Annotated in this window: 12 protein-coding genes; 6 read left to right on the top strand and 6 right to left on the bottom strand. The window is 73.9% G+C overall.

Annotated elements, in window-relative coordinates; translation table 11 throughout:
* The first annotated feature begins 62 nt into the window (after nucleotides 1-62).
* Entirely contained in the window at nucleotides 63-722 is a 660-nt protein-coding gene (locus tag OVA14_RS03300; RefSeq protein ID WP_267505478.1) for a response regulator transcription factor, read from the top strand.
* Nucleotides 723-745: 23 nt separating this feature from the next.
* Here the strand turns inward: OVA14_RS03300 and OVA14_RS03295 are convergent, their stop codons facing one another.
* The 4 genes from OVA14_RS03295 to OVA14_RS03280 all read right to left on the bottom strand — a co-directional run bounded on the left by OVA14_RS03295 (nucleotide 746) and on the right by OVA14_RS03280 (nucleotide 4,234).
* Nucleotides 746-1,861, bottom strand: coding sequence for a phosphotransferase family protein (locus tag OVA14_RS03295; RefSeq protein ID WP_267504869.1), 1,116 nt, complete (start codon nucleotides 1,859-1,861; stop codon nucleotides 746-748).
* A 92-nt stretch (nucleotides 1,862-1,953) separates the two neighbouring features.
* Nucleotides 1,954-2,427, bottom strand: coding sequence for a MarR family winged helix-turn-helix transcriptional regulator (locus OVA14_RS03290; RefSeq protein ID WP_267504868.1), 474 nt, complete (start codon nucleotides 2,425-2,427; stop codon nucleotides 1,954-1,956).
* The gene (locus OVA14_RS03285) at nucleotides 2,424-3,041 is read right to left on the bottom strand and encodes a CE1759 family FMN reductase (RefSeq protein WP_267504867.1); all 618 of its coding nucleotides are present in this window, start codon (nucleotides 3,039-3,041) and stop codon (nucleotides 2,424-2,426) included. Before OVA14_RS03285 ends, OVA14_RS03290 begins: the two co-directional genes overlap by 4 nt.
* Entirely contained in the window at nucleotides 3,038-4,234 is a 1,197-nt protein-coding gene (locus OVA14_RS03280) for an LLM class flavin-dependent oxidoreductase (RefSeq protein WP_267505477.1), read from the bottom strand. The genes OVA14_RS03285 and OVA14_RS03280 overlap by 4 nt, the downstream gene beginning before the upstream one ends.
* A 190-nt stretch (nucleotides 4,235-4,424) precedes the next feature.
* On the opposite strand from OVA14_RS03280, the gene solA reads away from it, so the two are divergent.
* Both solA and OVA14_RS03270 read left to right on the top strand, forming a co-directional pair.
* Nucleotides 4,425-5,627, top strand: coding sequence for an N-methyl-L-tryptophan oxidase (gene solA, locus OVA14_RS03275; protein WP_267504866.1), 1,203 nt, complete (start codon nucleotides 4,425-4,427; stop codon nucleotides 5,625-5,627).
* Between the two features lie 65 nt (nucleotides 5,628-5,692).
* A complete protein-coding gene (locus OVA14_RS03270) occupies nucleotides 5,693-7,198 on the top strand; it encodes an MFS transporter (protein WP_267504865.1) in 1,506 nt (501 codons plus the stop codon).
* A 9-nt stretch (nucleotides 7,199-7,207) separates the two neighbouring features.
* Here the strand turns inward: OVA14_RS03270 and OVA14_RS03265 are convergent, their stop codons facing one another.
* Entirely contained in the window at nucleotides 7,208-8,524 is a 1,317-nt protein-coding gene (locus OVA14_RS03265; RefSeq protein WP_267504864.1) for an MFS transporter, read from the bottom strand.
* 254 nt (nucleotides 8,525-8,778) lie between these two features.
* Between OVA14_RS03265 and OVA14_RS03260 the strand changes: the two genes are divergently transcribed.
* Nucleotides 8,779-10,347 (top strand): MFS transporter, encoded by a 1,569-nt coding sequence (locus OVA14_RS03260; RefSeq protein ID WP_267504863.1) that lies wholly within the window; start codon nucleotides 8,779-8,781, stop codon nucleotides 10,345-10,347.
* A 180-nt stretch (nucleotides 10,348-10,527) separates the two neighbouring features.
* Here the strand turns inward: OVA14_RS03260 and OVA14_RS03255 are convergent, their stop codons facing one another.
* Complete coding sequence (locus OVA14_RS03255; protein ID WP_267504862.1) at nucleotides 10,528-11,826, bottom strand: uracil-xanthine permease family protein; 1,299 nt, start codon at nucleotides 11,824-11,826, stop codon at nucleotides 10,528-10,530.
* Nucleotides 11,827-11,979: 153 nt separating this feature from the next.
* Between OVA14_RS03255 and OVA14_RS03250 the strand changes: the two genes are divergently transcribed.
* Together OVA14_RS03250 and OVA14_RS03245 are read left to right on the top strand one after the other, a co-directional pair.
* Nucleotides 11,980-12,846 carry an alpha/beta hydrolase gene (locus OVA14_RS03250; protein WP_267504861.1) on the top strand — a complete coding sequence of 289 codons (867 nt, stop codon included), beginning with the start codon at nucleotides 11,980-11,982 and terminating at the stop codon, nucleotides 12,844-12,846.
* Nucleotides 12,847-12,886: 40 nt separating this feature from the next.
* Nucleotides 12,887-13,936 carry a lipoate--protein ligase family protein gene (locus tag OVA14_RS03245; RefSeq protein ID WP_267504860.1) on the top strand — a complete coding sequence of 350 codons (1,050 nt, stop codon included), beginning with the start codon at nucleotides 12,887-12,889 and terminating at the stop codon, nucleotides 13,934-13,936.
* Nucleotides 13,937-14,054 lie beyond the last annotated feature (118 nt).

Raw genomic sequence — 14,054 nt, 5'->3', positions numbered from 1 at the left:
GAGCCCGAGCCCGAGCCCGCCGCCGCGCCCGCGCGCGGCCGCACCGAGACCGAGGAGCCGCGATGGCCGCTGTCCTGATCGCCGAGGACGAGGCGCGCATCGCCGCGTTCGTCGAGAAGGGGCTCGCCGCGGCGGGCTACGCCACGCGCGTCGCGCCGACGGGCCCCGAGGCGCTCGACCTCGCGCTCACGGGCGAGTTCGACCTGTGCGTGCTCGACATCGGCCTGCCCGGCCTCGACGGCTTCGAGGTGCTCGCGCAGCTGCGCGGCTCGGGCTCCACGATGCCCGTCATCATCCTCACCGCGCGCGGCGGCGGTGCCGACACGGTCGCGGGGCTCGAGGGCGGCGCCGACGACTACATGGCCAAGCCCTTCCGCTTCGACGAGCTGCTCGCGCGGATCCGGCTGCGGATGCAGTCGCACGCGGCCGGCGGCGCGGCGGCCGAGCTCGCGCACCGCGGCCTCGAGCTCGACGTGCGCACCCGTCGCGCGCGCGTCGACGGCAGGCAGGTCGACCTCTCGGGCCGGGAGTTCGCGCTCGCCGAGGAGCTCGTGCGGAACGCGGGGCAGGTGCTCTCGCGGGAGCAGCTGCTCTCGCGGGTCTGGGGCTACGACTTCGACCCGGGCTCCAACGTCGTCGACGTCTACGTGCGCTACCTGCGCACGAAGCTCGGCGCCGACCGCATCGAGACCGTGCGCGGCATGGGCTACCGGCTGGTGTGACGCGGGCGCGACGCGCCCCGGGCTCAGCGCGCGGCGCGCGTGCCGGCGACCGCGCCCGCGGCGTCGAGCAGCAGGTGCGCGGACTCCGGGCTGCGCTCGGCGGCCCGGATGCCGTGCGCGAGCAGGTGCAGGGTCGTGAGCGCGGTCGCGTGCGGATCCCGGAGCCAGCGCTCGGCCGCCGCGTCGGCGAGCCCGCGCAGGATCGCGGCGTCGCCCGGGCGGTCGGCGGCCTCGTTGCGCACCGCGCTCGCGATCGCGTGCCCGATGAAGGCGGCGGCGTCGTCGGCGGGGTCTCCGAGCCCCGCCGTGTCGACGTCGATGACGCTCGAGACGCGGCCGTCCTCGAAGAACAGCTGCCCGATGTGGAGGTCGCCGTGCACGACGCGCGCGGGCCCCTCCCGCCGCACGCGGCCCAGCACGGCGGGCGCGAGCGCGTCGATCTCGGCCGCGCGCTCGGGCAGCGCCGACGCCATGCGCTCGAGGTGCCACTCGGCGCGCGTGCCCACGGAGGCGCGGGCGATGCGGGTCGTGCCGACCTCGAGCAGGCGCTCGCGGAGCGCGTCGACCGCGTCGAGCAGCACCTCGGGGGCGAGGCGCGCGGCGGCGACCGGCCCCGGCGTGCCGTCGGCGTCGCGCACGACGACGACGCCCGCGGGCGACCAGTGCACGACCGCGGGCGCGGGCACGCCCGCCGCGCGGCAGGCGTCGTGCACGTCGGCGAGGCCCTCGGCCTCGCCGGGCCGCACGACCTTCAGGAACAGGTGCACGTCGTGCTGCGTGAGCCGCACGACCGCGCGGCGTCCCGGGCGGTAGGCCAGCACCCGCGCGGCGATCTCGCCCTCGGTGCCGGCGGCCGCGGCGATGCGGGCGAGCCGCTCGGGGTCGACGGCGGTGCGGAGCGCCGGCAGCCGCGGATCGAGCGGATGCCGCCAGATGCGCGCGACGACCCCCTCCGTGCCGCGCACGACGAACCCGGTCTCGACCGCGACCGCCTGGCGCGAGGTGTCGACGAACCAGTCGCCCGCGTTCGGCCCCGCGTCGACCGTCAGGCGCACGATGCTGCCCTCGCCGAAGGGCTCGACGGCGACCGGGCGTCCCGGCTCACCGATCGCCCGCTCGAGCAGCGAGGTCTCCAGCACGCCTCCATCGTGACAGCCGCGACCGCGGCGCGCGCAGGGAAGTCCACAGGGTCGTGCCCCGGGCCCGCTGCCCGGCCCGCTGCCCGCTCCGCTCAGGGCAGCGGCGCGTCCTCGCAGTCGGCGAGCAGCCGCGCGCGCAGCGGCCCGAAGACGCGGTCGAGCACCGCGAGCGCGTCGTCGTCGAGGCCGCCGAGGAAGAGCTCCTCGACGTGCCGCGCGTGCACGGGCCGCGCGGCGCGGAGGCGGCGCCGGCCCTCCTCGGTCAGCACCGCATCGGTGCCGCGCCGGTCGGCCGCGCTCGCCTCGCGCCGCACGAGCGCCGAGCGCTCGAGCGCGCCGATGCGGTAGGTGAGGCGACCGGGCGCGAAGGCGAGCTGCCGCGCGAGGTCGCCCATCCGCATGCGGCTGCCCTCGGCCTCCGAGAGCACGAGCAGCACGTTGAAGTCGCCGAGGTCGAGCCCCGTCGCGGCCTTCATGCGTCGCTCGAGCTCGTTCTCGAGCAGCCGCGAGCCCTCGAAGTACCCGCGCCACGCGCGCGGCGCCAGGCGCTCCGAGGGCGCGCTCACGCGTGCCCCAGCAGCTGGTCGAACGACTGGAAGGCACCGCCGTCGACGTCGAAGGGATCGGCCTCGCGGCGGCGGGGGAGCGCCGTCATGAGGTCGGCGAGCTCCTTGCCCTCGCGGGCGATGCGGCGGTCGAGGCCCGCGTCGGCGCCCCAGTCCTCGCTCGCGGCGAAGACCCCCGTGGGCACGACCTGCGCCTTGAGGTAGGCGAACATCGGCCGCATCGCGGTGTCCATGACCATCGAGTGGCGGGCGGTGCCGCCCGTCGCGCCGAGCGCCGTGGGGATCGAGGCGAGCTGCCCCTCCTCGATGCCGTCGAAGAACGACTTGAAGAGGCCCGAGTACGACATGGTGAAGGTCGGCGTCACCGCGATGATCGCGTCGGCCTCGACGACCTCGCGGATCGCGGCCGAGAGCGCCTCGGAGGCGCCGCCCGTGACCATGTGCGCCGCGATGTCCTGCGCGAGCGGGCGCAGCACGACGTCGACGGCCTCCGCGTGCCCGCCGCCGTCGGCGAGCGCCCGGAGCGTCGCGTCGCGCAGCCGGTCGGCGAGCAGCTTCGTGCTCGAGGGCTCGCCGAGGCCGGCCGAGACGACCGCGATCCGCACGGCCGTCATCGCTCGCCCGCCTGCCGCGAGATGGCGGCGCCCGTGTCGAGGTCGGAGCGCAGCTGCTGCGCCGACGGCTCCTGGATCACGGCGCGCGGCGTGCCCTGCTCGCCGCCCTGCGTGCCGTCGGCGATCGCCTGGGCGACGCGCGCGGCGTGCGTGGGCGCGTCGGGCACGCCGTCGGCGCGCACCCGGTCGAACTCGCGGCGCAGCACCGGCACGACCTCCGTGCCGAGGATCTCGATCTGCTCGAGCACCTCCTCGAGCGGCAGGCCCGCGTGGTCGACGAGGAACATCTGGCGCTGGTAGTCGCCCGCGTAGTCGCGGAACGCGAGGGTCTTCTCGATCACCTGCTCGGGCGTGCCGACGGTGAGCGGCGTCATCTGCTCGAAGTCCTCGAGGCTCGGGCCGTGGCCGTAGACGGGCGCCACGTCGAAGAAGGGCCGGAAGCGGGCCTTCGCCTCGCGCTCGGTCGACTTCATGAACACCTGGCCGCCGAGGCCCACGATGGCCTCCTCGGGGGCGCCGTGGCCGTAGTGCGCGAAGCGCGAGCGGTACAGGCGCACCATGCGCTCCGTGTGCTCCTTGTTCCAGAAGATGTTGTTGTGGAAGAAGCCGTCGCCGTAGAAGGCGGCCTGCTCCGCGATCTGCGGCGAGCGGATCGAGCCGTGCCACACGAACGGGGGCACGCCGTCGAGCGGCGCGGGCGTCGAGGTGTAGCCGGTGAGCGGCGTGCGGTGCTTGCCCGACCAGTTGACGACCGGCTCGCGCCAGAGCTTGTGCAGCAGCGAGTAGTGCTCGATCGCGAGCTCGATCCCGTCGCGGATGTCCTTGCCGAACCACGGGTAGACGGGGCCGGTGTTGCCGCGGCCGAGCGTGAGGTCGACGCGGCCGCCCGAGAGGTGCTGCAGCATCGCGTAGTCCTCGGCGAGCTTCACCGGGTCGTTCGTGGTGATGAGCGTCGTCGCGGTCGAGAGGATGAGGCGCTCGGTGCGCGCGGCGATGTAGCCGAGCGTCGTCGTCGGGCTCGAGGAGAAGAACGGCGGGTTGTGGTGCTCGCCGGCGGCGAAGACGTCGAGCCCGACCTCCTCGGCCTTCTCGGCCATCGCGATCCAGCCGCGGATGCGCTCGTGCTCCGTGGGCGTGCGACCGGTCGTGGGGTCCTGGGTGAGGTCGCTCACCGAGAAGATCCCGAACTGCATGCTGCTCATCGCCCTGCTCCCTGCTGCGGCTCCTCGGCCGCGGGTCGATTCTTTCAAATTCGAACGATCAGTGCAACGCGCCTGCGCCCGCAGCATTCCCATCGTCCCCCTGCGGGGCGTCGCACCGGCCGCGACGCCCCGTGACGGCGCCGCTCGGCGATGCCGCGCGCGGGTCGGTAGCGTGCCGAGCATGACGGATGCGAGGCGCGGGCTCGACGCGGAGGTGGCCGTGATCGGCCTCGGGGCGATCGGCTCGAGCGCCGCCTGGCAGCTCGCGGCCCGCGGGGTCGACGTCGTGGGCATCGAGCAGCACGAGCCCGGCCACGCGCATGGCGGCTCCACCGGCCGCACGCGGCTCTTCCGCGTCGCGTGCCTCGAGCACCCCGGCCTCGCGCCCATCGCCCGCCGCGCACGTGAGCTCTGGCGCGAGCTCGAGGCCTCGAGCGGCCAGGAGCTGCTGCTCGAGACCGGTGGCATCATGATCGGCCAGCCCGGCAGCCGCATCGTCGAGGGCACGCTCGCCGCGGCCCGCGAGCACGGCCTCCCGGTCGAGCGCCTCGACGCCGCGGAGGTGGCGCGCCGCCTGCCCGCGCACGCCGCGCTCGACCCCGGCGACGTCGGGGTCTGGGACCCGGAGGCCGGCGTGCTGCGCCCCGAGGCGGCGATCGTCGCGGCGGCCGAGGCCGCCCGCGCGGCCGGCGCGCGCATCCGTACGGGCGAGCGCGTGCTCGCGATCGAGCCCGACGACGCGGGCGTGACCGTGCGCCTCGCCTCGGACGAGCTGCGCGTCGCCCGCGTCGTCGTCGCTGCGGGCCCGTGGATCGGCCGCCTCGTGCCCGAGGTGCCGCTCGTGCCGCACCGGGTGGTGCAGACGTGGTTCGCGCCGAAGGAGGGCCGTGACGCCGGCATCGACCGGCTGCCGGTCTTCATCCGCTCGGTGCCCGGCCTCGGCGGCGAGCCGCGCTGGATCTGGGGCCACGGCGCGCTGCCGGGCGACCTCGTGAAGGTGGGCGGCGAGTTCGACGGGCCGTTCTCGGCCGACGACCCCGATGCGATCGACCGCTCGCTCGCGCCCGGCGAGACCGACGAGCTGCGCGACCAGGTGGCGGCGACCTTCCCGGACCTCGAGCCCGAGCCCGCCGCCTGGACGACCTGCATCATGGCGCACACGCCCGACGGCCAGTTCGTCGTCGGCGCGATGGACGACGACCGCCGCGTCGTCGTCGCGGGCGGATGCTCGGGTCACTCCTGCAAGCACGCCGCCGCGCTCGGCGAGCTCGCGGCGCAGGCCGCGCTCGGCGAGGCGCCGACGACCGACGTCGCCTTCCTCGACCCGCGGCGGTTCGCGGCGGCGAGCGGCCCGCACCCGGGCCCGGATCCCGGCGGCCTTTGAGCCTCGGGGAGTAGCCTCGCCGATCGCCGCGGGCCTCGCGGGCACCACACGGAGGAGACGGACCGATGAGCACCACCGCAGGATCCACACCGCCGGGCGAGACCGAGGGCGCCCGGCGCCTCGAGGTCGACGACGTCATCGTCGTCCAGACGAAGAAGGTGCGCACCGCGATCAGCGGCACCGTCGTCGGCAACTTCATGGAGTGGTTCGACTTCGGCATCTACGGCTACCTCACGGTCACGATGACCGCGGTCTTCACCGCAGGGCTCGACGAGGGCGTCGGCCTGCTCGTCGTGCTCTTCGGCTTCGCCGTCTCGTTCCTCGTCCGCCCCCTCGGCGGCCTCGTGCTCGGCCCCCTCGGCGACCGCATCGGGCGCCAGAAGGTGCTCTTCCTCACCATGGCGATGATGGCGGTCGCCACCGCGCTCATCGGGCTCCTGCCCACGAGCGCGCAGATCGGCGCGTGGGCCATCGTGCCGCTCTACCTGCTGAAGATGGTGCAGGGCTTCTCGACCGGCGGCGAGTACGCCGGTGCGACCACCTACGTCTCGGAGTTCAGCCCCGACCGCTCGCGCGGCTTCTGGTCGTCCTGGCTCGACGTCGGCTCCTACGTCGGCTTCGCCGCCGGCGCCTCGGTCGTGGCGGCGACGACCGCGATCACGCAGTCGATCTCGGGGCCCGACGCCATGACCGAGTACGGCTGGCGCATCCCCTTCCTCATCGCGATCCCGCTCGGCGCGGTCGCGATCTACTTCCGGCTGCGGATCCCGGAGACCCCTGCCTACGAGCAGGCGCAGGGCGCCGAGCAGCAGCACGAGCGCGACGCCGACGACCCGCTCGCGCGGCAGGGCATCGTGGGCATCTTCCGCCACCACTGGCGCGTCATCCTCATCGGCATCGCGCTCGTCGCGGCCACGAACAGCGCCGGCTACGCGCTCACGAGCTACATGCCCACCTACCTCGAGGAGACCGTGGGCCTCGACAGCATCGCGGCCGCGATCGTGACCGTGCCGGTGCTCATCGCGATGTCGGCGGCGCTGCCGTTCATCGGCCGGCTCTCCGACCGCATCGGTCGCAAGCCCGTCTACGCGATCGCCGTCGGGTCGACGCTCGTGCTCATGGTGCCGGCGTTCGCGATCATGCAGATCGGCGAGCTGTGGACGGTCGTCGTGGCGCTGTGCATGGTCGCGATCCCCGTGGGCTTCTACGTGGCGATCTCGGCCTCGGCGCTGCCGGCGCTCTTCCCCACCGCCTCCCGCTTCGGTGCGATGGCGATCGCCTACAACCTGGCCGTGTCGCTCTTCGGCGGCACGACGCCGTTCTTCAGCGAGGCGCTCATCCAGGCCACCGGCAACACCTTCATGCCCGCCTTCTACATCATGTTCTTCGCCGCGCTCGGCGGCGTGGCGCTGCTCACGATGCGCGAGAGCGCGCAGCGGCCGCTCATCGGCTCGGTGCCGACGGTCGAGACGCGCGAGGAGGCCAAGGAGCTCGTCGAGGGCCAGGACGACAACCCGCTGCTCGACACGGCCTCGATGCCGCTGCTCGGCGCGGGCGGGTCGCGCGACTAGGCGGAGCGGCTAGGGCCGCGAGGTCGGCGGGGCGTCCAGGTCGGGCGCCCCGCCGTCGTCCGCGCGGCCCTCGCGAGGCCGCAGCTCGCGCGCGGTGTCGGCCGGCGAGCGCTGCGCGCGGCTCAGCAGCACGAAGGGGATCGCGAGCGCCGACAGCGCGCCGCTCACGACGAGCGAGGCGCCGTAGCCGCCGAGGTCGGCGGTGCGGCCGAGCGCGGGCTGGAAGGCGGTCGAGCCCGCGCCGCCCAGCAGCGAGTCGAACGAGAGCACCGTCGCGCGCTGCCGGGAGGGGATGAGGTCGTTGAGGTAGGCGCGCCGCACCGGGTCGTCGATCGCGGCCATCACGCCCCACAGCGCCACGAGCGCCACCGCGAGCCAGAACGACTGCACGAGGCCCAGCAGCACGAGCACGAGCGCGCTCGTGACCGCCGCGAGCAGGATCGTGGAGGTGCGGCGCGGGAAGCGGCGTCGCACGAGCGGCGCGAGCGCCCCGCCGAGCATCGACGCGCCCGAGAGCAGCGCGGCCGCGAGCCCCGCGATCGAGTACGCGCCCTCGTCGCCCCACAGCTGCAGCAGGTGCGGCTGCAGCGCGTAGAAGGCGTAGAAGCCGACGCCCGCGGTGAAGGGGCTCGCGAGCAGCAGCCAGCGCACGGGCGCGTTGCGCATGCCGTGCCGCCACGACTCGCGCAGCACGGTGCGCGTCGCGCGCAGCGGCCCCTCGGAGCGGTCGGGTGCGAAGCCGAGGTCGCGCATGACGAGCGCGGCCACGACCACCATCGCCACGAGGATGCCCGCGCGCGCGAGCATCGGCGCGCCGAGGTCGACGAGCTGCGCGAGCACGCCGCCCGCCACCGATCCCGAGAGCATCGCCGCCCCCGTGACGATCTGGGCTCGGCCGAAGACCTGCTCGAGGCTGCCGGTGAAGCCGGTCGCCTCGAGCGCGTCGACGAGCCACGCGTCGATCGCGCCCGAGAAGAACGTGAAGCCGAGGCCGAGGAGCATCGACACCACCGCCCACGCCGCGAACGGCGCCTCCCACAGCCACAGCAGCCAGTAGAGGGCGGTCGTCGCGGCGAGCACGGCGGAGCCGAGGAGGTACGAGGCCCGGCGGCCCAGGGTGTCGGCGACGACGCCCGTGGGGATCTCGAACACGAGCACGCCCACCGTGTAGAACGCGTTCGCCGCGAAGGCCTCGAAGTTCGTGAGCCCCGCGTCGAGCAGGAAGAGCGTGTTGATGCCCCAGATGAACGACGCCGCGAGCGTGTTGCCGAGCACCAGCACGAGGTAGGTGCCCTGCACGCGCCGCGGCGTCGGGAGGCCGCTCATCGCGGCCCGGATCGGAGCGCGATCGTCGCCATGGATGCATCGTGACAGATCCGTGACCTTCCGGGCGCGTGGCTGCGCCGACGCCTCACGACCCGCGCGAGCGCGTGCGCACGCACGCGAGCGCGTGCGCACGCGATAGCGAACCCACCTCAGAGCGGTGCCTCCGCCACCTCGCTACAGTCGTCGGTCGCCGCCCGGCAGCGCCTCTGCGCGCCGCGGCGGCCGTGGCCCCATACGCAACCGGAGAGACATCCATGCCCAGCAGCACACCCCCCGCCGCAGCGCGCCCCGGCGCCTCGGCGACCACCACCGACACCGGCGCCGTCCGCCGCCTCGAGGTCGACGACGTCATCGTCGTCCAGCGCTCGAAGGTCCGCAGGGCCATCTCCGGCACGGTCGTCGGCAACTTCATGGAGTGGTTCGACTTCGGCATCTACGGCTACCTCGCCGTCACGATGACCGCGGTCTTCACCGCCGGCATGGACGACGGCCTCGGGCTGCTCGTCGTGCTCCTCGGCTTCGCGATCTCGTTCCTCGTGCGCCCCATCGGCGGCATCGTGCTCGGCCCGCTCGGCGACCGCATCGGCCGGCAGAAGGTGCTCTTCATCACGATGGCGATGATGGCGCTCGCGACCGCGGCGATCGGCCTGCTGCCCACGGCGGCGCAGATCGGCGCGTGGGCGATCCTGCCGCTCTACCTGCTGAAGATGGTGCAGGGCTTCTCGACCGGCGGCGAGTACGCCGGCGCCTCCACCTACGTCACCGAGTTCAGCCCCGACCGCTCGCGCGGCTTCTGGGCCTCGTGGCTCGACGTCGGCTCGTACGTCGGCTTCGCGGCCGGCGCCTCGGTGGTCGCCCTCACGACGATCGTCACGGAGTCCGTGGCCGGCCCGGGCGCGATGGTCGAGTTCGGCTGGCGCATCCCGTTCCTCGTCGCCATCCCGCTCGGCGCGGTCGCGATCTGGTTCCGCCTGCGGATCCCGGAGACGCCCGCGTACGAGCAGACCCACCAGCTGTCGGCGGCCGAGGAGCGCGACGCCGACGACCCGCTCGGCCGCCACGGCATCGCCGGCATGGTCCGCCACCACTGGCGCGCGATGCTCATCACGGTCGCGCTCGTCGCCGCGACGAACACGATCGGCTACGCCCTCACGAGCTACATGCCCGCCTACCTCGAGACCACGGTCGGCCTCTCGGGCCTCACCGCCGCGATCGCGACCGTGCCGGTGCTGCTCGTGATGTCTGCGGCGCTGCCGCTCGTGGGCCGTCTCTCCGACCGGGTGGGCCGCAAGCCCGTCTACGCCGCGGCCGTGGTGCTGACCCTCGCGGTGATGGTGCCGGCGTTCGCGATCATGCAGATCGGCGAGCTGTGGGCGGTCATGCTCGCGCTCGTCCTCGTGGCGATCCCGTCGGCGCTCTACATCGCCATCTCCGCCTCGGCGCTGCCCGCGCTCTTCCCGACGGCGACGCGCTTCGGCGCGATGGGCATCGCGTTCAACATCTCGGTGTCGCTCTTCGGCGGCACGACGCCGCTGTTCAGCCAGGCGCTCATCGACCTCACGGGCAACGCCTTCATGCCGGCGTTCTACATCATGTTCTTCGCACTGATGGGCGGCGTCGCGCTGCTGACGATGCCGGAGTCGGCCAAGCGCCCGCTCGTCGGCTCGGTGCCGACGGTCGAGACGCGCGAGGAGGCCGTGGCGCTCGTCGAGGGCCAGGACGACGACCCGCTCCTCGACACCTCGTCGATGCCGCTCGCCGACCTCGACGTCGTGCGCGAGGCCGAGCGCATCCGCGACGGCGAGCCGGCGGGCGCGCGGTAGCCGCGCCCCGCCCTGCACGACGGAGGCCGACCCGGGATCCCGGGTCGGCCTCCGTCGTCGTCACCTCGCTGGTCGAGGAGCGCGCGGCGCAGCCGCTCGCGTCACGAGACCCGGTCGGCGAGGGGGTCTCGTGACGGCAGCGCCCTGGCGGACGCGGCCTCCTCGACCGATGAACCCTGCCTAGACCGCCGCGGGCGGCGCGTGGTCCTCGCGCACCGCGCCGTCGCGGCCGCCGCGCAGCCGCTCGAGCGCGCCCATGAGGTGGTAGATCACGAGCGTCGCGACGGTGCCGAGCACGATGCCCTCGAAGACGAGCTCGCCCGCCGTCAGCGTGTAGTTCGCGATCGCGACGATGAGGCCGACGCCCGCCGCGAACTGGTGCTTCGGCACCGAGAAGTCGACGCGGTTCTCGATCCAGATGCGCACGCCGATGATGCCGATGAGGCCGTAGAGCGCGGTCGTGACGCCGCCGAGCACGCCCGCGGGCACCGCGAAGATGAGCGCGCCGACGACGGGGCTGAGGCCCAGCAGGATCGCGGTGATCGCGGCCACCCAGTAGGCGGCGGTCGAGAAGACGCGCGTGGCGCTCATGACGCCGATGTTCTCGCCGTACGTGGTGGTCGCGGAGCCGCCGAAGAGGCCGGCGAGCACGGTGGCGCCGCCGTCGGCCATGAGCGCGCGGCCGGCGAGCGGGTCGAGGTCGCGGTCGATGAGCTGGCCGACGCCCTTCACGTGGCCGAGGTTCTCGGCGATGAGCGGCAGCACGACCGGCACGAACAGCAGCAGCGAGGGCAGCAGCGCCGGGTCGAACGAGGGCGTCTGGAAGTCGGGCAGGCCCACGAGCGGCTGCGACCAGATCGCATCCCAGTCGATCTTCTGCTGGAAGGCGGCGACGACGTAGCCGACGACGACGCCCACGAGGATCGCGAGGCGGCCGAGGAGGCCGCGGAAGAGCACGGCGGTGAGGACGATCGCGCCGAGCGTGATGACCGAGAGCAGCGGGTCGGCCTCGAAGTTCGTCTTCGCGGCCGGCGCGAGGTTGAAGCCGATGAGCGCGACGATCGTGCCGGAGACCACGGGCGGCATGAGCGCCGTGATCCAGCGGGTGCCGGCGAGGTGCACGACGAGGCCGACGATCGCGAGCAGCGCGCCCACGAGCACGATGCCCGCGAGCGCGAAGCCCTGGCCGCCCATCGCGGTGGCGGCGCCGACGGGCGCCAGGAACGCGAACGACGAGCCGAGGTAGCTGGGCAGCCGGTTGCCGGTGACGAGCAGGAACAGGATCGTGCCGAGCCCTGAGAACAGCAGCGTCGTCGAGGGCGGGAAGCCCGTGATGATCGGCACGAGGAACGTGGCGCCGAACATGGCGACGACGTGCTGCATGCCGAGCCCGATCGTGCGGCCCCAGCCGAGGCGCTCCTCGGGCAGGACGAGGTCGGTGGCGGAGAGGTCGGATGCGTCGCGGCGGCGCCAGGGCATGCTGCTCCTCGGGGAGGGGGCTGGGGAGGCGCGGCCGGCGTCGGCCGCTCCCCGGATCGTATCCCCGGCGGCGCGCCCGCCCCGCTCCCGCCTCCACCGGCGCCCCTCGGCGCCCGAGGGGCGCCGCATGGACGCCGCGAGTAGGATCCCGACGTGCAGATCACCGCCATCCGCGACGAGTCGACCTTCGTCGACCTGCAGGGCGTGACCATCCACCAGTACCGCTGGCAGCCGGGTCGCCCGAAGGCGGCGATCCTCATCGCGCACGGCGTGGGCGAGCACGCGCTGCGCTGGGAGCACGTGGCCCAGCGGCTCGTGCAGGCGGGCTACGCCGTGTGGGCGATCGACCAGCGCGGGCATGGCGCCACGGGCATCGAGCAGCACGGCGGCGACCTGTCGAAGCTGGGCCGGCTCGGGCCGGGCGGCATGCGCGCCGTCGTCGGCGACCTCGCGATGACGCTCAAGCGCATGCGCGGTGCGCACCCGGGCCTGCCCATCGGCCTGCTCGCGCACTCCTGGGGCTCGCTCTCGGCGCAGATCCTGCTGCAGCGCCACTCCGACCTCGTCGACGCCGTCGTGCTCTCGGGCACGGCGCTGCGCCTGCCGGGAGCCATGAACTCGGGCGATCTCAACGCCCGCCACGCCCACCTCGGCGACACCGGCTACGAGTGGCTCTCGCGCGACCCCGCCGTCGTCGAGGCGTTCGTGGCCGACCCGCTCACGTTCCCCGCGAAGGTGCTGCAGCTGTTCGGCCCCGTCGAGGCGGCGCGGCTCCTGGGCGTGCCGAACCGGATGTCGCACGAGATCCCGCTGCTCATCGCGGGCGGCTCCGACGACACGCTCGGCGGCCCGCGCTCGATGCGACGGCTCGCCGAGGCCTACCGGCGGCGCGGCGGGCTCAGCGACGTGACCGTGACCGTCTACCCGGGCGGGCGCCACGAGATCGTCAACGAGATCAACCGCGGCAAGGTGCTCGACGACCTCGTCGCCTGGTTCGACGCGAGGCTCGCGCCCGCCTGATCCCCGCCGGTCGAGGAGCGCGCAGCCGTAGGCTGATCCCATGCACGGCGAGTACAAGGTCCCCGGCGGCAAGCTCGTGGTCGTCGACCTCGAGGAGCAGGACGGCCGCATCGTCGGCTTCCGCCTCGCGGGCGACTTCTTCCTGGAGCCCGACGAGGCGCTCGGCGCGATCGACGCCGCGGTCGAGGGCCTCCCCACCTCGTCGACCGCCGCAGAGATCGCCGCTGCGATCCGCGCGGCCCTCCCCGAGGGAGCCGTGCTGCTCGGCTTCACGCCCGAGGCGGTGGGCGTCGCGATCCGCCGCTCGCTGCAGCACGCGCGCTCGTTCGCCGACTACGAGTGGACGATCGTCGATGACGAGCCGCGCCTCCCGATCCTGCACACGGCGCTCGACGAGGTGCTCACGCAGGAGGTCGGCGCCGGTCGCCGCGGCCCGACGCTGCGCTTCTGGAACCTCTCGGGCCCCGCCGTCTACATCGGCTCGTTCCAGAGCTACCGCAACGAGGTCGAGCCCGAGGCGGCGGCCAGGCACGGCATCCCGGTGCTGCGCCGCATCACGGGCGGCGGCGCGATGTTCTCGGAGCCCGACAACGCGATCACCTACTCGCTCTACGTGCCCGGCGACCTCGTGCAGGGCATGAGCTTCCAGGACTCCTACGCGTTCCTCGACGCGTGGGTCATCGAGGCGCTCAAGGACCTCGGGATCGACGCCTACTACGCGCCGCTCAACGACATCACCTCCGCGAAGGGCAAGATCGGCGGGGCCGCGCAGAAGCGCCTCGCGGGCGGCGCCGTGCTGCACCACGCGACCATGTCGTACGACATCGACGCCGACAAGATGACCGAGGTGCTGCGCATCGGCAAGGAGAAGCTGAGCGACAAGGGCACGACGAGCGCGAAGAAGCGCGTCGACCCCCTGCGCTCGCAGACCGGCATGGCGAAGGCCGCGATCCAGGAGGCGCTGAAGGCCACGTTCCGGCGGCTGTACGGCGGCACGGACGGCGCGCTCACCGAGGCCGAGCTCGCCGCGGCCGACGAGCTCATCCGCACGAAGTTCTCGACCGAGGAGTGGCTGCACCGCGTGCCCTGATCTCGACGCCTGGGCGCGCATCCCGACCCCGGATCCGGGGCCGAGGTGCGCGCCCAGACGTCGAGGAGGCGGTGACGCGGTCGCAACGCGGCCGTCACACGGAGGCCTCGCGGGCGCG

It is taken from the genome of Agrococcus sp. SL85 (assembly GCF_026625845.1).
In the GTDB taxonomy this organism is placed as follows: domain Bacteria; phylum Actinomycetota; class Actinomycetes; order Actinomycetales; family Microbacteriaceae; genus Agrococcus.
This window is presented reverse-complemented; position numbering and strand designations above follow the sequence as displayed.

What these genes read in the sequence shown, in the direction of transcription:
- OVA14_RS03300 (WP_267505478.1), top strand. Translation starts at nt 63, where the DNA reads ATGGCCGCTGTCCTGATCGCCGAGGACGAGGCGCGCATCGCCGCGTTC.
- OVA14_RS03285 (WP_267504867.1), bottom strand. Translation starts at nt 3,041, where the DNA reads ATGACGGCCGTGCGGATCGCGGTCGTCTCGGCCGGCCTCGGCGAGCCC.
- OVA14_RS03280 (WP_267505477.1), bottom strand. Translation starts at nt 4,234, where the DNA reads ATGCAGTTCGGGATCTTCTCGGTGAGCGACCTCACCCAGGACCCCACG.
- solA (WP_267504866.1), top strand. Translation starts at nt 4,425, where the DNA reads ATGACGGATGCGAGGCGCGGGCTCGACGCGGAGGTGGCCGTGATCGGC.
- OVA14_RS03270 (WP_267504865.1), top strand. Translation starts at nt 5,693, where the DNA reads ATGAGCACCACCGCAGGATCCACACCGCCGGGCGAGACCGAGGGCGCC.
- OVA14_RS03265 (WP_267504864.1), bottom strand. Translation starts at nt 8,524, where the DNA reads ATGAGCGGCCTCCCGACGCCGCGGCGCGTGCAGGGCACCTACCTCGTG.
- OVA14_RS03260 (WP_267504863.1), top strand. Translation starts at nt 8,779, where the DNA reads ATGCCCAGCAGCACACCCCCCGCCGCAGCGCGCCCCGGCGCCTCGGCG.
- OVA14_RS03255 (WP_267504862.1), bottom strand. Translation starts at nt 11,826, where the DNA reads ATGCCCTGGCGCCGCCGCGACGCATCCGACCTCTCCGCCACCGACCTC.
- OVA14_RS03245 (WP_267504860.1), top strand. Translation starts at nt 12,887, where the DNA reads ATGCACGGCGAGTACAAGGTCCCCGGCGGCAAGCTCGTGGTCGTCGAC.